General features: G+C 64.3%; 16 protein-coding genes and 1 tRNA gene. 11 read left to right on the forward strand and 6 right to left on the reverse strand.

Going from position 1 to position 20,527, the window contains the following annotated elements; genetic code table 11:
* Window positions 1-131: 131 nt before the first annotated feature.
* Window positions 132-725 (reverse strand): Nmad2 family putative nucleotide modification protein, encoded by a 594-nt coding sequence (locus tag AAHF99_RS22040; RefSeq protein ID WP_050735145.1) that lies wholly within the window; start codon window positions 723-725, stop codon window positions 132-134.
* A gap of 7 nt (window positions 726-732) precedes the next feature.
* Window positions 733-1,260, reverse strand: coding sequence for a hypothetical protein (locus tag AAHF99_RS22045; RefSeq protein ID WP_050735146.1), 528 nt, complete (start codon window positions 1,258-1,260; stop codon window positions 733-735).
* Window positions 1,261-1,466: 206 nt separating this feature from the next.
* Between AAHF99_RS22045 and AAHF99_RS22050 the strand changes: the two genes are divergently transcribed.
* From AAHF99_RS22050 to AAHF99_RS22070, 5 genes are all read left to right on the forward strand, one after another.
* Complete coding sequence (locus AAHF99_RS22050) at window positions 1,467-2,618, forward strand: nucleoside triphosphate pyrophosphohydrolase family protein (protein WP_050735147.1); 1,152 nt, start codon at window positions 1,467-1,469, stop codon at window positions 2,616-2,618.
* Window positions 2,615-3,283, forward strand: a complete 669-nt coding sequence (locus AAHF99_RS22055) for a uracil-DNA glycosylase (protein ID WP_050735148.1) — start codon at window positions 2,615-2,617, stop codon at window positions 3,281-3,283. The genes AAHF99_RS22050 and AAHF99_RS22055 overlap by 4 nt, the downstream gene beginning before the upstream one ends.
* Window positions 3,284-3,526: 243 nt before the next feature.
* A complete protein-coding gene (locus tag AAHF99_RS22060; protein WP_238277069.1) occupies window positions 3,527-4,879 on the forward strand; it encodes an SIR2 family protein in 1,353 nt (450 codons plus the stop codon).
* Complete coding sequence (locus tag AAHF99_RS22065; protein WP_050735149.1) at window positions 4,879-5,409, forward strand: hypothetical protein; 531 nt, start codon at window positions 4,879-4,881, stop codon at window positions 5,407-5,409. The genes AAHF99_RS22060 and AAHF99_RS22065 overlap by 1 nt, the downstream gene beginning before the upstream one ends.
* Window positions 5,406-7,463 carry an ATP-binding protein gene (locus tag AAHF99_RS22070; RefSeq protein ID WP_050735150.1) on the forward strand — a complete coding sequence of 686 codons (2,058 nt, stop codon included), beginning with the start codon at window positions 5,406-5,408 and terminating at the stop codon, window positions 7,461-7,463. The genes AAHF99_RS22065 and AAHF99_RS22070 overlap by 4 nt, the downstream gene beginning before the upstream one ends.
* A gap of 1,355 nt (window positions 7,464-8,818) precedes the next feature.
* Here AAHF99_RS22070 and AAHF99_RS22075 read toward each other — a convergent pair.
* From AAHF99_RS22075 to AAHF99_RS22090, 4 genes are read right to left on the reverse strand one after another with little or no spacing between them, the layout of a single operon-like run.
* The gene (locus AAHF99_RS22075) at window positions 8,819-10,132 is read right to left on the reverse strand and encodes an NTP/NDP exchange transporter (RefSeq protein WP_342166593.1); all 1,314 of its coding nucleotides are present in this window, start codon (window positions 10,130-10,132) and stop codon (window positions 8,819-8,821) included.
* The gene (locus AAHF99_RS22080) at window positions 10,129-10,869 is read right to left on the reverse strand and encodes an NADPH-dependent F420 reductase (RefSeq protein WP_342166594.1); all 741 of its coding nucleotides are present in this window, start codon (window positions 10,867-10,869) and stop codon (window positions 10,129-10,131) included. Before AAHF99_RS22080 ends, AAHF99_RS22075 begins: the two co-directional genes overlap by 4 nt.
* Complete coding sequence (locus tag AAHF99_RS22085; protein ID WP_342166595.1) at window positions 10,859-11,764, reverse strand: aldo/keto reductase; 906 nt, start codon at window positions 11,762-11,764, stop codon at window positions 10,859-10,861. Before AAHF99_RS22085 ends, AAHF99_RS22080 begins: the two co-directional genes overlap by 11 nt.
* 31 nt (window positions 11,765-11,795) lie before the next feature.
* Window positions 11,796-12,131, reverse strand: coding sequence for a hypothetical protein (locus AAHF99_RS22090; RefSeq protein WP_342166596.1), 336 nt, complete (start codon window positions 12,129-12,131; stop codon window positions 11,796-11,798).
* A 132-nt stretch (window positions 12,132-12,263) separates the two neighbouring features.
* Between AAHF99_RS22090 and AAHF99_RS22095 the strand changes: the two genes are divergently transcribed.
* The 6 genes from AAHF99_RS22095 (at window position 12,264) to AAHF99_RS22120 (ending at window position 20,518) form a co-directional block, all read left to right on the forward strand.
* The gene (locus tag AAHF99_RS22095; RefSeq protein WP_342166597.1) at window positions 12,264-14,234 is read left to right on the forward strand and encodes an OPT family oligopeptide transporter; all 1,971 of its coding nucleotides are present in this window, start codon (window positions 12,264-12,266) and stop codon (window positions 14,232-14,234) included.
* Between the two features lie 94 nt (window positions 14,235-14,328).
* Window positions 14,329-14,405 (forward strand) — tRNA-Met (locus AAHF99_RS22100).
* 203 nt (window positions 14,406-14,608) lie between these two features.
* The gene (locus AAHF99_RS22105; RefSeq protein WP_342166598.1) at window positions 14,609-15,931 is read left to right on the forward strand and encodes a tyrosine-type recombinase/integrase; all 1,323 of its coding nucleotides are present in this window, start codon (window positions 14,609-14,611) and stop codon (window positions 15,929-15,931) included.
* Between the two features lie 141 nt (window positions 15,932-16,072).
* Window positions 16,073-17,347 (forward strand): metallophosphoesterase family protein, encoded by a 1,275-nt coding sequence (locus AAHF99_RS22110; protein ID WP_342166599.1) that lies wholly within the window; start codon window positions 16,073-16,075, stop codon window positions 17,345-17,347.
* Window positions 17,344-19,479, forward strand: a complete 2,136-nt coding sequence (locus tag AAHF99_RS22115; protein WP_342166600.1) for an ORC-CDC6 family AAA ATPase — start codon at window positions 17,344-17,346, stop codon at window positions 19,477-19,479. The genes AAHF99_RS22110 and AAHF99_RS22115 overlap by 4 nt, the downstream gene beginning before the upstream one ends.
* Window positions 19,472-20,518: a hypothetical protein gene (locus AAHF99_RS22120; protein ID WP_342166601.1), complete on the forward strand. Its 1,047-nt coding sequence runs from the start codon at window positions 19,472-19,474 to the stop codon at window positions 20,516-20,518. Before AAHF99_RS22115 ends, AAHF99_RS22120 begins: the two co-directional genes overlap by 8 nt.
* Window positions 20,519-20,527: the final 9 nt, after the last annotated feature.

Genomic DNA, 20,527 nt, shown 5'->3' on the forward strand with positions numbered 1-20,527 from the left:
GCCCGTCGGGGGCAGCCGGCGCGCGGCGTCGATGTCGCCGAAGGACCGGGGCGAGGCCACCTCGTAGCGGGTCACGCCCATGGCCTCGTGGCCGGGTTCGCCGGCGGTGGGGCCGCCGGGGCGCTCGGCTCTCAGGCTGGCCAGTTCGCCGGCCGACCCAGCAAGCCGCGGCCCGGCATGCCGCGGAGCCATGTCACGAAGGCGCTCACCCGCTCGGGCGTGAACTGGTTTCGATGGCCCTGCGTGCTGTGCACGAGATCGCTCAGTTCCTGGGGGACCAGCGGGCCCGAACCGCCCCAGTAGGCGTATTCGCGCCCGAGAAGCACCCGGTCCGTCCGACCGGTGTCGCGCACCAGGTTCGGCAGGCTGGTGACGCCCCCGGGCTCGCTATGGAAGGAATCGGCCTGGACGAAGGTGCCGTCGGCCGAGCGGCGATAGATGTTGTCGCCGTAGATCTGCATGCGGCTGCCGGACATCACCGGTCGCTTGGCGCCGAAGCGAGCGTCGTCCCAGTACCGGTCGAAGGTGAGGATCTCGTCGACCCGCATCCAGTAGACGACACGGTCCTTGATCCCGTTCGGGATCGAGCCGGTCCCGACCACGAAGTCCCCGACGCTCGCGTGCTGCCGGATCAGCGGTTTGCACGCGCTCAGCGTGCACACCCGGTGGAACGGATTGGGCGCGAACCCGAGGTCGTGGTCGATCACGTAGGAGTGGACGCGCACGCCGGCCTCAGCACTTGTTCCGCTTGGTCTGGCGCTCCGCCCGCGGCTGGGCGTCGGGCTTCAACCACTCGGGCTTCGCGTTCCTCCGCGGTAGGGCGCCCCGCAGGCTGCCCGCATCCCAGGGGACGGTATCCCCGCCGTAATCCTCGAACGCGCGCGGCAGCGTCTCGTCCTGGGTTCCAGGAGGCCAGATCCCGATCACGCGACGACCCTGGGCGGCGGCCCGCTGCATCACGCGCCCCAGCTCCTCGTCCGCGAGGCAATCGGGAGACAGCACGATCACCCCCAAGTCCTCGTCCGGCGTCTCGGCGTGACCGGCGGGGGCCTCGTCATCCGCGGGTGCGGGCTCGTCGTCTTCCGGCGCAACGGGATCCTCGACGTGCTCGCCGTCTTCCCCCTCGTCGTCCTCCCCTTCGCCGGGCTCGACGGCGGCGACCTCCTCGTCCACGACATCGCAGCCCGCCTCGGCCAAGAGCTTGAGCAGGGCCGTGCGTTCCTCGTCGTCGACAGGACCGAGCACGCAAACCTTCGGCATGTGCGGCTTCTCCCCGGTGCCCAGGTCCTTCCGTCGCGCATTACGCCCGGGAGCCTGGCTCAGTAAAGCTTAGGTGGTCAGCCGCGGTCGGTATGGCAAGGGTCCGTCCGCGGCGGCGCGGGTGGGCACCGGCACCCTGGACTGAGCGCCGGAAAGGTCCGACGATGGCAACCTGAGGATAGGCCAACCTGGAGCGGGGAGGGGACATGGATACGGCGCCGCTTAGCCTGAACGGTTATCAAGCCGGGGCGGTCCGGACGGACCGGACGCGAGGGAAGGGCACCGGCCTCGACCTGGCCGTGCTCGGCCTCTTCGGCGAGACGGGCAGCCTGCTGAGCGAGACCAAGAAGAAGCAGCGCGACGCGCGGTCCTATCTCGGCTACGAGGCGAGCGTCGTCGAGGAGATGGGCGACGCGCTCTGGTACCTGGCGGTGATCGCCGATCACGCCGGGCTGCGCTTGGGGGATCTCGCCGGCCGGGACCTCGCCGGGGGACCCGAGCCGACCTTCGCGGACGTGCAGCCGCAGCGTGCCTTGCCTTTGCACGTCCCGACCGTCGCCTTCGAGCACACCCTGCTACAGCTGGCCGGGGCCGTCGGCCGGCTGGCCGCGCTGGGGGCGCGGGGCGACCTCGCGGGAAGCCCGGACCTCCTGGAGCGTCTCTCCGCAGTGTTCGGCCTTCTCGTCGCGGCCGCGAACGAGGCCGGCGTCACCCTGGAGCAGGCCGCCATGCGCAACCTCGCGAAGGCCGAGGACCGTTGGCCGGCGACGCGCGTCGCCCCGCCGCTGTTCGACGAGGCGTTCCCGGACGAAGAGCGCCTACCCCGCGCGTTGACCATCGACATCTTCGAGCGCACCGGCGGGAACGACAGGCGGTACGTCGTGCAGCGATGCAACGGCATCTTCATCGGCGACCGCCTGACCGACAACATCATGAAGCCGGACGATTACCGGTTCCACGACGCCTTCCACTATGCCTACGCCGCCGTCCTCGGCTGGTCGCCGGTGACGCGCGCGCTGTTCCGCCTGAAGAGGAAAAGCGAGGCCCGCGTCGACGAGGGGCAGGACGGAGCGCGCGCGATCCTGATCGAGGAGGGCGTGGCGACGTTCGTCTTCGGTGAGGCGAAGCAGCTCGGCTTCTTCGAAGGACAGCGCCCGGGCGACCTGGGCTTCGCCTTCCTGAAATCGGTGAGGCAATTCGTGCGCGGCTACGAGGTCGAGGCCTGCCCGCTCTGGCTTTGGGAAGAGGCCATCCTCGCCGGTAACGAAGCGTTTCGTTTCTTGCGGGAGAAGCGCCGCGGGCGCCTTCGGCTCGATCTGGTCGGGCGGAAGATGCTGGTCGAGGACCTGCCGACATGACACCTGGCGCCTTCATCGAGGCCCTCGCGGCGCTTCGCTTCAGCGACACCTTCAACCCCTACGCCGAGGCCTGCCCGGACCACGACGGCGTCGGTGCGCCCCAGGTCCGGCGTGAGAACCTGCGCCTCGTGCTGGAGGCGGCCCTCGCCGGAGGCGTCGACTCGATCTGGATCGCGCGCGACCTCGGGTACCGTGGCGGGCGGCGCACGGGCCTGGCGCTCACGGACGAGGCCCACCTCTCCGCCCATGCCGGCCTCTACGGTCAATTGCCGCTGGCGCGGGCAACCCGCGGCCCCGCGATGACCGAGCGCACGGCGACGGTGATCTGGCAGGTTCTCCGGGACCTGCGACGTCCGATCTTCCTCTGGAACGTCTTCCCGCTCCATCCGCACGCGTCGGGCGACCCGCTGTCCAATCGCTGCCACACCCGTCGGGAACGGCAGGCGTCCCGCCACCTCCTCGAATGGCTGGTGTCGGAATTGCGGCCCCGGGTCCTGGTCGCCATCGGGAGGGATGCCGAGGCGGCGTTGGCGGACTTGGGTATGGCGGCCGAGCGGGTCCGGCATCCCAGCTACGGAGGTCAGACCGAGTTCGTCGCTCGGATGGGCGAGTTGTACGGCCTACCCGCCAAAGCTCCGCACGCGGTGCAACTCACGCTGCCGTAAGGAAACCGCAGCCGGATCTTCCCGACGTTGGTCTGGCGGGCCTCCAAGTCAGGCATGACGCACCAGCACGTGTTCGTATGCTGGCCCGGGATGAGACGCCTCGAACCTTCCCATCGCCCCGGCGGCCACGCGCACCTATGCCGGCGAGACTTCCAGGGTGCGACGCACCGGTGAACCCTCGGGGCGGGCAACGGGAAGCCGGATCACCTTGCTTTACCTTAGGCGTGCCTCCGGTCTATCGCCTTGGCGAAGATCCGGCGGACGAAGGGGGGCGGTTTGGACGCGGCGGTTCGTGCGCGATTGCTCGCCTCCATGGAAGCCGGGCGCCTCGTCCTCCTCTGCGGCGCCGGCCTGTCGATGGCGCCGCCGAGTTCCCTGCCGTCGGCCTGGACCGTGGCCGCCAGGTGCTACGACCGCTATGTCATGAGCATCGATCCGGAGTGCCCGCAGGAACTGCGCGGCGACCTGGAGTCCCTGGCGGAGATCTTCGCCAAGGAGGACATGCTCGGGTCGGTCTTCATCGACGCTCTCGTGCCCTGGGAGGATTTCGTCCGGCCGCCCAACGTCGGGCACGCCGCGGTGGCGGACTTCCTGATCACGCGCTTGGCCGCCGGTGTCGTGTCGGCGAATTACGACACCCTGATCGAGCGCCGCGCGCAGGAATACGGGTTCGATCTCCTCGCCTCCCTCGACGGCGACGAGGCAAAGGTCCAGGCCCGCAAGCACGCGCCCCTGCTCAAGTTTCATGGCTGCTCCGTCCGCGAGCGGCGCGCCACGGTCTGGACGGCCTCACAGCTCACCGAGGACCGGGTGATCGCCGCGCGCATCGAGAAGACGAAGACGTGGATGGCCCACCACCTCCGCGAGAGCGACCTGCTCGTCGTCGGCTTCTGGTCGGATTGGTCCTATCTCAACACCGTTCTCGCCGAGGCATTGACGGGCGTCGCGCCGCTGTCGGTGACGCTGGTCGATTTGGCGCCCGAGGACGTCCTGCAGGCCAAGGCGCCCGAACTCTGGACCCTGGCCAATTCGGAGAACGTCCGGTTCACGCATGTTCAGCGTTCGGGGGCCGAAGTCCTAGACGAACTCCGGAGGGCGTTTTCCCAGGCGTACCTACGCAAGGTCCTGCACGCCGGGCGCGCCGCGTTGGAGAGCGAGCTCGGAGCGGAGTGTGAGGCGGGCTGGCTCGATCCGCCCGACCTGGGCAGCGAGGAACTCTACGACCTTCGACGGGACGCCGAGGGCGTGCCGGCCACCGCCGCGGCGACCTTGCGGAACCCGGGGCCGTCCGAGGTCCTGGGCTACGCGCACCTGTTGCTGCGGCGTGCCGGTGCCAGCCAGACCCCCGTCGGCTATGATCTCGCGGGCCGCCGGATCAGGGTCGTGAACGGTTCGGGCATGCTGCTCCAGACGGTGCAGGACCGGTTCAGGGAGACGCCGTTCGAGGTCGCCGACATCGTGGTCTGCGCCGGAGCCACCGACGTCGGCCTGCCGTTGAACGTCGTTCGGGAAGGGCGACCGGGCGACATAATCCGGCCGAGCGCCTCCGCGGCATGGCTCGACCTTCCCGCCGCCCGCAGGGAGCTCGACGTGTGATGGACATAGCGACTCAATCCGAGGTGCTCCTCCGGTCGGCAGGCTATGAGACTTGGACCTGGCCGGGCGGCAGCGTGCCGGTCGTCTGCTTCGAGAACGCGGCGGTCGTCGGATTCCTGCACGTCTTCGCGAGCGGCGAGAGCCTGCTCGCCGATTGGCAGCAAATCCAGCAGGCCACGCTCGGCCGGCATGCGGCCTCGTTGCGCTCTGCAGGCACAAAGGCCTGGAACGTTTACGCCTTGTTCCTGGCTTGCGGCTCCGAACCGGCCCTCGCGCGGCGGATCGAGCGGATCGAGGAGGACTTCTCCATGACCCGCAAGATCGCGCGCGGCGACTTGCGCACGGTGGCCGATTTGCGAAGAACGTTGTTGCCCCTCCTGCCGGTCCTCAGCGCACCCGAGATCGGCGGGGCCGATTACCGGGCCCGTCTGCGGGCGCGCTTGAGCGACCTGCCGGACGACGCTGTGGCCGCGTTCCTGGGCGCGGCGAGCGCTTCCGAGGTGGCGCGCATCCTGGTGGATGCGCCATGAGGCTCGACTACCTCGAACTGTGCGGCTTCCGGGGCTTCCTGGAGCGCCAGCGGGTCGATTTCGGCACTGGCTTCACCGTGATCTGCGGACGCAACGGCGTCGGGAAGAGCACGCTGTGCGACGCGGTCGAGTTCGCCCTCACCGGCCAAATCGACAAGTACCTCGTCGACAAGGCGGCGAAGGAAAGCCTCGACGACTACGTCTGGTGGCGCGGCGAAGGCCACCCGGAGGCGCACTTCGTCACCGTGGGATTCCGCGCCGATGACGGGAGCGGCTTCGCAGTGACGCGCTCGCGCGAGACCGGCGCCGACCGGGACGCGGCACGCATCGAGGCGATGCTCTGCGTTCCGGGCGCGCAGCCCGAGCGGGCCCTCCAGCAGGTCTGCAGGACATCCATCATTCGCGACGAATGGATCGCTGCGCTCAGCCTCGACCTGACGGAAACGCAACGGTTCGAGTTCGTGCGCGCGGCGCTGGGCGCCATCGAGGGTCCGGATTACGCCGCCAAGGCTCGCGAGGCCCTGTCCTCCGCCGAGGCCGTACACAATGCCGCCGCGCAGGCCTATGAGGAGGCGCGCGCACGTCTGACCGCGGCGCTGACCGACTTGGAGCAGATCCGGGACGTCGCCCTGCAGGCCGGGGACGTCGCGGCCGTCCTTGCCACCCTGGACGAGCTTACGCCTGGGGCCGGCCCCGACCTGGGAGCTCGGGTCGCGGCAGCTCGGAAGACGCTGGCCAGGCGCCGTTCGAACCTCGGCGAGATGGGATGGGTCGCCGACGAGGCTCGCGCGGTGGCCGCATTGCGCGACACGGTCGCGCGACACGGCGACAGCGCAGGCCGGGACGCGGTGGCGGTGGCCGAAGCCGAGGTCGCGGTCCAGGAAGCCCGCCGCCAGCTGCAGGCCGCCGAGGCGCGCCTGGACCGTGAACAGGAAAGCGACGGCCTCGCCGCGTCGCTCGCGATCCTGGTCGATCACGGCAGCCGGATCGGCCTGCATGACGACCGTTGCCCGCTATGCCGCGCGCCGCAGGGCGCCCCCGAGTTCGAGACGGGGCTCGCATCCGCGCGCCAGCGCCTCGCCGCCCGGCGGTCGGCAGTGCCGGAGGCGCGAGGCGAGGTCGCGGCGGCCCGAACCCGGGTCGAGGATGCCGGCGAGATCCTGAAGCAGGCCGAGACGGTCGTCCATCGCCTCGCGTCCGCCCAAGCCGAGCTGGAAGCCCGGGAAGAGGCGCTTTCGGCCGAGCTCGTGCGACGTTCCCTGGATGGAGAGCTGGCCTACGACCCAGAGGCCCTGGAGGAGGTGGTGGAGGCCGAAAGGAGTCGGTTGATCGACCTGGAACGGAGCATCCTCACCTTGGAAGCTTCGCAGGCGGTGGAACGCGTAACGGAGCTCGAAGCGCGCCTCGAAGCGCTTCGGGCAGAGGCCGACGACGCGAGCGACCGGCTCGCGCGCGCCCACGCTGCGGTGACGACCGCCCGGACGCTGGATCGTACGGTCCGCAGGACGAATGCCGAGATCATCGACGAGCGCCTGGCGGTTATCAGCCCGCTGCTGAACGAGCTGTACCAGCGGCTTCGCCCGCATTCCGAGTGGCGGACCATCGATTACGGCATACGCGGCGACGTCAGGCGTTTCCTGAGCCTGCGGGTCGGCAACGGCTTGAACCCGCAATTCGTGTTCAGCAGCGGGCAGAGGCGTGCGGCCGGGCTGGCCTTCCTCCTCTCCGTTCACCTGTCCCGGCCATGGTGCAATTGGCGGACGCTCATGCTCGACGACCCGGTCCAGCACATCGATGATTTCCGGGCCTTGCACTTGGTCGAGGTCCTGTCGGCCCTGCAGCGGTCGGGCCGGCAGATCGTCTGTGCCGTCGAGGATCCGTCGTTGGCGGAATTGCTGTGCCGGCGCCTCATGAGCGAGCCCACGGCGCTCGGTCGCCGCCACGACCTGGATCTTGTTCCCGGCGGGGGTGCCTCGGTCACTCGCTCGACGGACATCGAACCAGCCATGGTCGGCGTGCTCAGGAGGGCAAGGGACCTGAGCGCGGCGAGCTGAGACGGCCTCGATGACCGACGGCGTCGGGGCTGTGCCCGCCCAGGACCGGTGTTTCGACCCGCGGTCCCCGATTTCGTGACCTCGACGAAGGAAGAGGGCAGGGAGCTCGACGACCGCCTCGCAAACGCTCCCCGCTCTCCGCAGACCCCGTCCGACGTGGGTGTCGCCCTGCCCGTCGAAAGCGGAGAGCATTCCTGCGCGCGGCAATTCCGGGGAGTGGATGCCCGATCAGGCCGCGAAACCGAAAAGGTTTCGTCCCGGCCAGCGGTCCTGGCTCAGGCCCAACACGGGAATCATCATGTCCGCAGAGGGGCGGCGCGGTCACGGGCGCCCCTCTGCGGAGGCCACCCCCTCTGCGGAGGCCACCGGCTTCAAGCACATCCCGGGCGTGAGGACAGGCTTCCCTGACAATCGGGATAAGCTCTCTTGAGTGCGTACCATTGGCAGGGCCGTAAATCGGGACACGCTTTCATGATAGTCTGCCTCGGCTGTCCCAGCCGTCCGGCTCGCCTCGTCCCGAGGCGGCTTCCTCGTGCATGCCGGGCCGCCGTCCAGATCATCGTGGAGCGGCCGATCCGAACACGTGAGGACCGCAGCGACGGTATCGGCGAAGCCAGCCGAGCCGACCGCCAGGGCGCCTCCTCGGACCTGAACGATCAGGGCGCTCGACCGGATGCCCCCCGGCGTTGGGGGCCGGTGGTGTCCTCGCGGCCATTCCGAAAAGAAAGTACGGCAACCCGAAGGGCATGGTCCGGTCCGCAGATCACGCTAAGGACGCGGTCTGGACCCATCGGCCCTATGATCGAGCCGGCATCGGGTTTGATGCCGGCCTCTGTTTCCAAGGGTTGGACCAGGCATCCGCGCCTGGGCATGTCGGGTCTAGGGAGCGAGGCGGATCACGTTCCCTACAAATCGGGATAAACTTAAATGAGACCGCCCCTCCAGAGGTAACAGAAATCAAGACAAATTCTCATGTTAGCGTGCACCAAGGCGGGTTGTCGGATCTGCTGCGGACTGTGCTGCGCAGATTCTTTTCCGGAACCAGGCTGTGGTACTGCCGCCTCAATCCGAAAAACCGTGACGGTGAGACGGTGAGACGGTGAGACGGTGAGACGAGGGCAATTTGTTATCCTCCGAGCCATCGCGGAAGCCGCAGTCGGTCGAGAACACGGAAACGCGAAGCTGAGCGGACGTGAGGGGCCGTTCGCGAACAAGGTCAAACTTCTCTGTAAGCACGGATCTGTATGGACAGAGTTCCGTGTGCTTTAGGCCAAGCTCATTTGAGAGCACTCCCTGTGGGGATTCCTCAAATCAGGACAAGCTTTGCCGAGAAATGACAGGGCGGGCGGCGGCCCTTACTCGGGCGCCGCCCGTCGCCGCTCCTGCGCGCGGCCGAGCCACAGGCTGTTGAACAGCCACAGGATCGAGAGCGGCACGGCGACGCCGGAGATGCCCGCCGTGCCCAGGCCCAGGGCGCCGAGTCCCGTGAAGGACCACGCCCCCGCCTGATCCCCCAGGCGATAGACCACCGTGTCGATGAAGCTCTTCGCCTTGTAGCGGTCCTCGCGCGGCACCACCGTGAACAGCACTTCGCGGATCGGCCGGGCGATGGCGAAGTTGCCGGCCCGGCGCAGGACTTGGAACCCCACGATCACGCCGATGGTCGGCGCATAGACCAGCGCGGCGAAGCCGAAGACGCTGAAGACCGGCAGGATCGCCAGCGTCGCCGCCACCCCGAGCCGCCCGACGATCCGTCCGGTGAGGAACAGCTGCACGCCGAGGGTGAGCACGTTCACCGCGAGGTCGACGCTCGCGAAGAAAGCGGTCTGCGATTGCTGGTCCTTGAAACTGCGGTCCGCGATGCCCGCCTGCTCGAAATAGAGGAAGGTCGAGGTGATCGAGAACAGCAGCAGGAACAGGGCGATGTTGAGGAGGTAGGGCGAGGCCAGGGTGCGGGTGATGCCCGACCAGACGCTGCCGCCGATGGCGGTGTCCCGCGTGGTCCCCTCGTTGCCGCCCCCCGGCACCTCGTGCAGCTGTTGCGCCAGCCGGGCGAGGCCGCGCATCGAGAACACCGCCGCCTCCAGCAGCACGACCGCGCAGAGCATGAGGCCCCAGTTCGGGACGTTCCTGGCGAGCCCCGCCGTCGTCGCCGAGCCGGCGATGGCGCCGAGCGTCGCCCCGGCCGCGATGAAGCCGAACAGGCGCCGCCCCTGCTCGTTGGTGAAGACATCGACGATGGTCGCCCAGAAGATCGACACCACGAACAGGTTGAAGATCGACAGCCAGATGAAGAACACCCGGCCGATCCAGACGTCCCAGTCCGGCGGCGCCAAGTAGAGCGCGGCCGCGAAGCCGAGGATGTTCAGCGCGAAGAAGCGGTAGGTGAGCGGCACGAACCGCGCGCGGGGCAGGCGCTTCACCAGCCACGCGAAGGGCAGGTTCAGCGCCAACATGCCGACGAGGGTGGCGGTGAACAGCCAGGGCAGGTTCTTGATACCCCCCGCCACGCCCATCTGGTCGCGGATCGGCCGCAGGACGGAGTAGGCGGCGAGGATCGAGAAGATGTAGGCCCAGGACCACGCGAGCGCCGGCCCTTCTCCGGGCCGGGTGTCGATGAGCCGCGCGAGGGGGCCGCGTTGGGGCGCGGCCGCCTGCCCATCGCTCACTTGGCGAGCCCGAGCTTCTCTTTCAGTTCCGGCGCGGTGACGTCTTGGCCGAAGCCGGGGGCGCCGATGGCGACCTTGTCGGCGTCCTTCAGGCCGCCGATCACCACCGGGTCGAACCCGGCGTCACGGACCAGCCCCTCGGCCACCTTCAGGGCCTGCGGGTCGTCTCCGGCGATCGGGATCGCCATGCGGCCGCCCGCGCGGTCCTTGCCGCCGTTCGCGCCCTCCTTGGCGAAGATCTTGTAGTTCGCCGAACTGAAGGCCCGCACCAGCTTCGCGCCGGGGAAGTACTTCGCGGAGGTGATGCCGAGGCCGTCCTTCTGCACCTCGTCGTAGAGGGCGCCGTCACGCTTCTGCGTGGCGTTGCCGGCATCGAGCACGACCTTGCCCTTCAGGAGCGGGCCGACCTCCTTCGAGAGTTCGGGATAGGCGTTGTAGGGCACGGCCAGGAACACCGCGTCGGCGAAGCGGATCGCCTCCTCCGGCGTGCCGGCTTTCGCCTTGGCGCCGAGTTCGTCCACGAGGGGCTTCAGCTTCTCGGGGTGGCGCGAGGCGAACATCACCTCGTGCCCGTCCTTCACCCACAGCCCGCCGATCGTGCCGCCGATGTTGCCGCCGCCGATCACGCCGATCTTGATCTTGCCGCCGGAATCCTGCGCGAGTACGGGGCTCGCGGTAAGGGCGAGGGCGGTGCCGAGGGCGAGCGCCGCGCGGCGCGAGAGCATGTCAGAGCGCATCGATGAAGGCCTCCATCTGCTTGCGCTGTCCGGCATCGGGCAGCGGGTCGTGGGCGGCGCCGAGGTTGTCCTCGACGTAGGACGCCTTGGCCATTCCGGGGATCGGGCATGTCACCGCCCGGTGGCCGAGGACGTATTTCAGGAAGAATTGCGGCCAGCTCCGGCAGCCGATCTCTTTCGCCACGGGCGGGAGATCCTTGCCGCGCACCGCGTTGAACAGACGATCCCGCCCGAAGGGCACGTTGATCATCACCGCGATGCCCTTGTCGGCGGCGAGCGGCAGGATGCGCTCGGCGGCGGCGCGGTTGTCGATGGCGTAGTTGACCTGCACGAAGTCCAGCGGCTCGGCGCGCATCACCGGTTCGAGTCCGTCGAACTGGTTGTCCCGCCAGACGGTGACGCCGACGTAGCGGATCTTCTTCTCGCCCTTTAGGTCGCGCAGGACGGCGAGGTTGTCCTTCGTGTCGATGAGGTTGTGGACCGCCACGAGATCGAGGTGGTCCGTGCGCATGCGCTGGAGGGAGCGGGCGAATTCGGCCCGCGTCTCGTCGCGACCCTTAGTATCGACCTTGCTCGCGAGGAAGACCCTGGAGCGCAGGTCGCCCTCCGACAGGATCAGGCCGAGCACGTCCTCGGCGGTGCCGTAGCTCGGCGCCGTGTCGATCACCGTGCCACCGAGCCTCACGAAGGTCTCCACCGCCTCGCGCAGTGGCTTCACCGGCTCCGGCGCCGGCTCGACCTCGTAGCGGCGCGACGTGCCGATGCCCATCGCCGGCAGCATCTCGCCGGAGGAGGGGATCGGCCGGCGGATCACGCCGGGCTCCGCGGCGGCCTCGCGGAGCGCGACCGGCGCGAGGGCGGCGGCGCCGAGGAGGGTGCGGCGAGACAGGGGCATCGGGCTCGTCCTTCTGGCGTGGGGGGCCGTGTCAGTCTTCCTCGGGCGGGTCCTCGAACTCGGCGCCCTCGGTGTCGGGGGCGATGCGGAAACGGTACTCGTCGATGGCGAGGAAGGCCCGGTGGGCGGCCTGGGCGTCGATTCCGTCGCGGACCACGAGGGTCTGGAAGTCGATGAACAGGCGGGCGATGCGCCCCTCCTCGGTGAGCGTGGCCAGCGCCGACGAACTCGCCCCGGCCCGCATGGCGAAGCGCTTGGCCGCCTCCGCCTCCGCCAGCGGCAGCACGGCCACCTGCCCGGCGGTCTCCGGCCGGAGGGCGGCCCAACGGGCCGGCGTCCAGGCGATAATGGCCTCGAGTTGCTTCATTGTGTCCCGATCCGTCTCCGCGATCGCCCGTCCCGCACGGGGTCAGATAGGGGAGGGCCGGGCCCAAGGCCATCACGTTGTCGCGGCGGCGCGGACGTGGTGTGTTGCGCGCAACGGGATGCACGAGGTTCCATGGACGCGAGGAACACGGTCGCCGACACGGCCGGGCGGCACGGGCGCGAGATCACGGTGCGGGGCCTCGTCCTCGGCGCCGTGATCACCGTCGCCTTCATGGCGGCCAACGTCTACATGGGCTTGAAGACGGGGATGACGTTCTCGTCTTCGATCCCGGCGGCGCTGCTGTCGATGGGCGCCCTGCGGCTCGCGGGCGGCGGCATCCTCGAGAACAACATCGTGCAGACCCAGGCCTCGGCGGCCGGGACTTTGTGCAACGTCATCCTCGTCCTGCCCGGCCTCGTGCTGATCGGCTACTGGCAGGGGTTTCCGTTCTGGGAGACGAGCCTCGTCTGCCTCATCGGCGGCTGGCTCGGCGTCGCCTTCTCGATCCCCCTGCGGCGGGCGCTCGTCACCGGCAGCAAGCTGCCCTACCCGGAGGGCATCGCCGCCGCCGAGGTGCTCCGCGCGGGCCATGCCGAGGAGGGGCGGGGCGGCCTCTCCACCCTGCTTGCCGCCGCCGCCGGGTCCGGCCTCGTCGCGTTCCTCACCAACGGGCTGCGGGTGCTGGCGGACGGAGTCCTCACGGCCTTCTCCCTCGGCGGCGCCGCGTTCAGCATCGGCAGCGGGTTCTCCCTCGCCCTGATCGGGGTCGGCTATCTCGTCGGCATCGGCGCCTGCCTCGCGCTGCTCACCGGCGTCGCCATCGCCTGGGGCCTCCTCGTGCCGCTCCTCACCGCCTTCGGGCCCGTCGCCGGGGCGAGCCCGGGGGAGGCGGCGCAGGCAATCTGGTCAGGGCAGGTCCGCCTCGTCGGGGCGGGGATCATCGCGGTAGGCGGGTTCTGGACGGTCGCCGCCCTGGCGCGGCCGATCCTCGCGAGCATCGTCGCGGCGGTCGAAGCGGCCGGTCGCCCGGTCCACGACCTGCCCCGGCAGGAGCGCGACCTGCCGATCCGCTGGGTGGGCCTCGGCACGCTGCTCCTCACCCTGCCGCTCGCGTGGCTGTTCATGGGGTTCAGCACCGCGGCCGGTCTGTCCGGCCCGGAGGCGGCGGGGGTGACGGCGGCCTGCGTGCTGTTCTGCCTCCTGTTCGGGGCGGCGATGGCGGCGGTGTGCGGCTACCTCGCCGGCCTGCTCGGCTCCTCGACCAGCCCGATCTCCGGCATCGGCATCCTCTCGGCGATGGTCGGGGCGCTGGCGGTGCCCCTCGTCGTCGGCGCCACCGCCTCGCCCGACATCCAGCGCTTCGCCATGGCGGCGGTACTGCTCGCCGCCTCGGTGGTGGTGACGGCTTCCTCCATCGCCAACGACAACCTGCAGGACCTGAAGACCGGCCAGCTCGTCGACGCGACGCCCTGGCGCCAGCAGGCGGTGCTGTTGCTCGGGGTGGCGGTGGGCTCGGTGGTGATCGTGCCGCTGCTGTCGCTGCTCTACAACGCCTACGGCTTCGTCGGCGCGCTGCCCCGGCCGGGCATGGACCCGCGCGAGGCGCTGGCGGTGCCGCAGGCGGCCCTCGTCACGCAGATCACGCAGGGCATCGTCCACGCGACGCTCCCCTGGCCGATGCTGCTGCTCGGGGGCCTTCTCGGCCTCGTGGCGGTGGGGCTGGAGGTGGTGCTGAAGCGGCGCGGCTTCAGCTTCCCGGCGCTGACGGTCGGGATCGGCATGTACCTGCCCCTGTCGGTGGAGATGACGATCGGCCTCGGCGGCATCCTCGGCTTCGCCTGCGAGCGCGTGTTGCGGCGGCGCGATCCCGGCGCGATCGAGCCGTCCCGTCGCCGGGGCGTGCTGATCGCCTCGGGGCTTCTGGTCGGCGAGAGCTTCGTCGGCGTCGGCCTCGCGGCCATCGACGCCGCCACCGGGCGGACGGGCTCCCTGTCGCTGGCCGGTTCCCTCGGGGGCGGCACGGTGCTGTGGCTCGGCCTCGCCACGTTCGGCCTCGGGCTCGGCGCCATCGCCGCCGCCCTGACGCGCCCGCGCACGATTTGAACCGGAACCGCCACGCGCCCCGTTGACACCGAGCGCCGCCTCTTCCTATACCGCGCCGGTCGCACGCAGCCCCCACGGGGCGGCAGCGCATTGGGGCGGGGTAGCTCAGCTGGTTAGAGCAGAGGAATCATAATCCTTGTGTCGGGGGTTCAAATCCCTCCCTCGCTACCAAAATTTCCGAAGCTCCGCTAAGAACTTAGCGGGGCTTTTTGTTTGCCTTGCTCTCTGCGGATCTCGGCTTTAAATCCTAGAACAGCGCTAGCTCAGCCAAAAAATTATCGCGCGGGCGTAACGGTTTGCTGGGGGCTCAGAAAGCACCCTAGCGCACTTCTAGCGCAGTCCTTCGCACCGCAGTAACCAGACAGGGCCGCATCGTGAGCACCCCTGGCAACGTCCAAACAGAACGCTACCAGCTGTTCCAGCGCGCCGGCAGCACCAAGTGGCAGGTGCGCTTCAGCATCAAGGGCCAGGGCCAGTTCAAGCGCTCTCTCGACACCGATGACCTACGAGAGGCAGAACGGCGGGCTGACGCCATCTGGTACGAGGCCACCTATCGCGCCAAGCAGGGGCTGACCGCGAAGACGCACACCTTCCAGAGTGTGGCCGAGGCCTACATCGCACAGATCCTGCGTGAGGTGGAACGAGGGGAACGTCGAGCCGACCAGGGCAAGAGCGAGCCCGCCGTGATTCGCCGGTACTTCATCAGCTACTTTGGTCAGAAGCCCATCGACGCGGTCACCGAGACGGACCTAGAGCACTACGCGGAATGGCGGCGCACCTATTGGACCGACGGCCCGGGCAAGCTCGTCACGCATATCGAGTACGAGCGCGGCGGTCATCGCCTTCGCCGACCTGTACGGCGATCCACACCGTCTCTGAGCCGTCAACGCGGAGAGAGCGTGGTGCTGCGTGCGCTGCTGCGCTGGGCTTCGCGGCAGGGCTACCTGAAGACTCCGCCGGAGATCAGCATAAAGTCCCGGCGCTCGTCCGACAACCGGCGGCCGAGCTTCGAACCACACGAGTTCGCCAAGCTGGAGGCGGTGAGCCTCAGCCGGCTGGTTGATCCCATCATGGACGGCACCGGCGCTGAAGTGCGCGCCATCGACCGGCGCAGCTGGCGCATCAAGCGGCTGGATGACCATACTCGGCGCGATCGCACCGTGCTCCACGCGTACGTGATGATCGGCGCATTCTCAGGCCTGCGCCCCACCGAGATGTACAACCTCACCTGGGGCGACGTGCTGGGTTACCGCGCAGGTCGAAAAAAGAGCGTGGATGATCGGGACATCCGGCTGCAGGTGCGAGGCAAGGGCAAGAGCGGCAAAGCCATCCCGCAGAAGGCAGCGATCCCGTGGTTCGACACCCTGTGGATGCTGTTCGAGCGAAGCATGGGCCGAGAGCCAGCTGATTCGGATCCGGTCTTCGCGAGCGAGATGGGCAAGCGCATCACCTCGATCGCAAACGGCTTCACCGAGCTGGTGAAGGCCGCGGGCCTGGAACGGGATCACCGCGGTATAAAGCGAACCCCGTACTCGCTGCGCCACTTCTATATCAGCGAGCAGCTTGCGAACGGAGCTGAGGTGATTGATGTGGCGCGGAACTGCCGGACCTCGCTTGCCATGATCGACAAGCACTACGGCCAAGTGCGTCTTGAGCGCGTCGTGGACCGGCTGCGGCCGGAGTGGACTCGAGCATAATGAAGCTTTTGAGTCCTGAGCCAATCCGCGGTTTATAGCGAAGCGAGCCGGCCGAACGTGACCTGCCGAGCCACACAGCCCCTAGGACGAAGCCAGCAAATGGCTTATGCAACCTAAGGGATGGGAGAGCCGGCGAAGATCGTGCTGAAACGTATGCGCATCATCCAGGTTGGAGACATCCATCTTCCTGGGGCATGTAAAACACGATCGTTTGCGGATGATAAAGACGCGCGCTTTCCGCGAGAATTGAAGACAGTAATAGCCGATATCCCAATAAAAATTGTATTGCGAAAAATTTATGAACTAATTTCTAGAGATAGAGTCGATGCGATTCTATTTATGGGAGATCTCACTGATTACGGTCAGCTTGAGGGATATGAAGCATGTGTTAGCTATATATCGCGAAGTTTACAGCTGGGTACCAAAGGGATTTTCTCTAATTTACAGGTCGGTATCCTACCAGGAAATCACGATATAAGTCGAGAGCTTGCTAAAGCGCCGGGAAATGTAACCAAATTTACCCCTCTTCAGCGCTCTTTGAGCGACGTTGGTCTCCCGCAACTACCGATCCAACTTCCGATTCGAATGAAGCTCTTGAATGAGGGGAGAGCAGCAACCATTGCTCTTTTGAATAGCTGTTGGGGATGTGGATCGGCAGAGTACATCCCCGAGGAATTTCGGGCAGGTGTTTCTGAAGCCATAGAAATGGCAATTAAGGACGGCAGCAATAAGAAGAGCACAGAAGCATACTATGAGCGGCAGTTTGATACGCCCGCTTTTACGGATGAGACAATCCAAAGTATCTCAAACGAGTATTCCGATAATGCAGACTCATCTATCTTGCTGGTTTGCGCCCACCATAACCTACTTCCGCAGCGTCAGCCTCGACTTGCGCCCTACACCGAGCTGGTAAATTCGGGCGCACTAAGAGATGTACTTACCTCACTCAAAAGACCAGTCATTTATCTCCATGGTCATATCCATGATGATCCTGTTGAGATAATATCTCAACCGGACAGTGATCCCCTTATATGTATTTCAGCGCCTTTGATTACCGATGGTTTCAACGTGATTGATTTGACGTTCACGAGGACGGGGGCGCCGCTCGGTTGCCACCTCAACCGTTGGAGACTTGACAATACGGGCACCATCAGAATGCACCAAGCTATCGTGCTGCCACTAATTGGACGCCGAAGGCGATCACATGATCGCGCGTTGTCGAGATTGTACTCATTCATCCTCGATGAACGAGAAGTTTATTGGTCAGAACTGCTCGCAAAAGCCAGCGAAATTTATACTACAGAAGTCGAAGAACAGGTCGTTGAAGCTATAGAGCTGCTATCTGCCGACGGCCGTATTAAAATTGATAATTACGACCGATCCCCAGCAAACTGGATCATAGGCGCGGGACTATGACGACAGCAAGCTTCAATCCGTTTCGGCCAACTCGTTGGGAACATCAAAGGGACGGCTACCAGCTGATTTGGTTTACAAGGACCGGGGACGAGTTGGCATCGGAGAAATCAATCTACGTTCGAGGAAGTCGCGGCAGCGGGAAAACAACTTTATTAAAAAGTGTTTGTTGGGAAGATCTTGCTAAGAATGAATCGCTCCGCCTTCAAAAGCGATTGTCGGACTTCCGCCACATCGGTGTCTATGTCCGATTTCCCGACCACATCAGTTCGGCAATCGTATCGTCCAGGTGGGCGGAGATATATCCAAACGCTGCAGATCCAGAGTATGAGTTCCATAAATTCTTCACGCTTATTGTGGAGCTCACTTGCGCAGAACGAGTCCTAACTGCAATCCACGAGCTACGATTGCTCAACGAGATTGGTATTAACACTAGTCAGGAGATCACGATCACGCAGCAGATTGTATTGGAGTTTCCAAAAATTCTCAATTTTGGACAGGGCGAGCCACGAACATTTTTAGACCTGTCGAGATTTTTTCGAATGATCGTTCGTCTAATGAACGAGGCTTCAGGGCGAGGTACCATCAAAGATCTGAGCGATCTGTTGCCCGCTCGCGAGCCTGGAGAGTTTCTGACTTACGTTGCGAGCCAGCTGTCGAGTGCTTTTCAGATAAATTCTGCCGGCCCGATGCGTCGAGAGAGCCTTCGATTCAAATTCTGTCTGGATGACTGTGAGGTATTGAGCCCGCAGCAGCAAAAGAGTCTCAACTCGCTTGTTCGAGTCGCAAGACAGCCGATATCATGGGTCGTAAGTTTTGTTGGATCGCTATACGACGTCACAGATACATACCTTGCTCGGCAGCCTTTGACTGATGCGGACCGTAAAGTCATCTCGCTCGATGCGCGGAGTGAAAATGATTTCCGTGAACTTTGTCAAGCAGTAGTAAGCCTGAGGCTTTTCTTCTCTGTATCCGAAGCTATCCGCGAGAGAGGTGCTCCAAAAGCGATTGGAGATTTTTTCCCATTAGATATTCGTTTAGGGCGTCGGAATATCAATGATCTAATGCTCGCGATGGCAAATCGTTCCACAAGTCCGGATGTCGCCCATCTAATCGATGTAAGTCAAAAACTGAAGCAAAAAATTGTACGGGTAAATCGGAAGCTCCGATCCAGATACGGTCAACGTGACGAAGTCTTGCCTTTGTACGAAACTTACGTTTTGCTACTATGGCGAGGGCGCAGCGAGTCTTTTGCAACGACTTTTACAAAGAGTGACGAAGAGCGCGTGCTTTCCCTGGCTACCGAATTTTCTGACCCGGCATTTGAAGCCTGGCTGCGGCGGAAGCAACGAGGGGCCCTACTGCACTTTGCAAGTGCCTACGGATTTCGCAAGATACCTTACTCAGGTAGCAATATTGTTGTCTCTCTTGCTGACGGTGGAGTGCGAGATTTTTTGGAGATACTAGGTGAGATTTTTGAAAATTACACGCGCCGACATAAAATAGATCCAACCGATTTAACGAGTCTTGATCGTTTCGTTGTCTCTGGCTCGCAGATCGCTCAGGATATTCAATCCGACGGAATTTATAGTGCTAGCCATTCTTATTTTAATGGCGTCAGCGCAAGAGCAGATAGAGAATCAGATGTTCTCTCACGCTTGCTCGAAGGGCTCGGACATTATACAGCGATTTTGCAATCTGATCCTGACGATCCGACAACGCTTGGTCGGGCGGAAAGAGGTATTTTCAACATTCGGTTTCCGCAAAAAATCGATGACAAAGAAATTAGCTCAACACTTGCTGTATGGAATACAATTAAAAGAGCGGAGGTTTCTGGATATATTCGTATATTTGAAGCGGGAGGCGGAGACCGAAGCGCATCGATCATATCCGACGGCATAGCGGGTCGCACAGTTACTTTTAGGCTCCACCGTCGATTTGCCCCTCACTTTCGATTTTCATTCCGCGGCGCGTATGAGCCGGTAGTCATGGATTGGAACGATCTCTGGGCGCTGTGCGACCGCGAATCGCAAATCAATGCTCGTGGCTGGGCACTTCAGATGGCCAGGCATCCGAGCGCCAAGGAAGCTGGTCAGCTATCATTACCTCTCGCGCAGGTTGACCAAGATGACTAAAAGTGCCGTAGCAGGAGAACTTTTTATATCTCAGCATGTAGATCTCGATCGAATTGATCTTCAAGCCGATTATGATCTTACATTTGCGGCACTGAGTTGGGAAAAGCGCAGTTCCTCTGCAATTAGTGCGGTTCAAAATCTTAAGTCGGGATTGATTCTGCTCCGATTTGCGTCAAGCGACCCCGACATTGCAGAGAAGAAAGAGGCGCAGCTTCAAGAATTTAAAAAGTTGAGTGCAGATTGTAAGGTAATAAATTTGAATAGTTCTTTGGATTTTTTGGGAAACTCCCGGCAAATCCAAGAATTGCTAAGAACGAAGGCGGCGGCGAAGGGGCGACCTCTCCGCATTCTATGGGATATAACCTGCTTTCCAAAAGCATACCTACTATTTGTTTTGGGTCTGTGCTTCACTAGAAGCTATGTCTCGCGCATGGATTGCATCTACGCTGAGGGAGAATACTCCCTGGATATATCCCATGCGGATTTGCATGCAGACGCTGCAAAAAAGAAGGGCATTATATCCGAAGGCGATTGGACATCTCTTCAGATACCATATTTGGAGGCAGAAACGGCTTTGCCTCCAGGTCGCGACTTATTTGTCACTATGGGGGGCGAGGTTGGGTTATCTCTACCGTTTTTAGAGCGATACGAACCAAATCGGCTGGGACTTGTGCTGATCTCGGAAAGCTTGATCCAGCAGCCTGATAAATTACCCGAGCCTGAACGCTTGGCGATTTCCGAGATCCTTGCTGAGCCACGGATCGTTCGCTGTGACATAAGTCTAACAAATGTCGTTGAACTGCTTCAGCAAGCAGACAATTTTTGTTTTTCAACGAAAGAGCAGGTTGTAACTGGCGTAGCAATAGGTTCCAAGCCGCACGCGCTAGGACTTGGAATCGCAGCATTAAGTCATCCAAATATGGAGGTGGTCTGCCGTATACCCCAACGGTATGTTCCACTCGATGTTGAGCCAGCTGGTCGATTTGCGACGTATGTGATTGAAGATCGTTTCGAACCCACGGCGTACATGCGCTTTTAAGGGTTTCTC

Origin of the sequence: Methylobacterium litchii, from assembly GCF_038442315.1 — a bacterium.
GTDB lineage: Bacteria > Pseudomonadota > Alphaproteobacteria > Rhizobiales > Beijerinckiaceae > Methylobacterium > Methylobacterium litchii.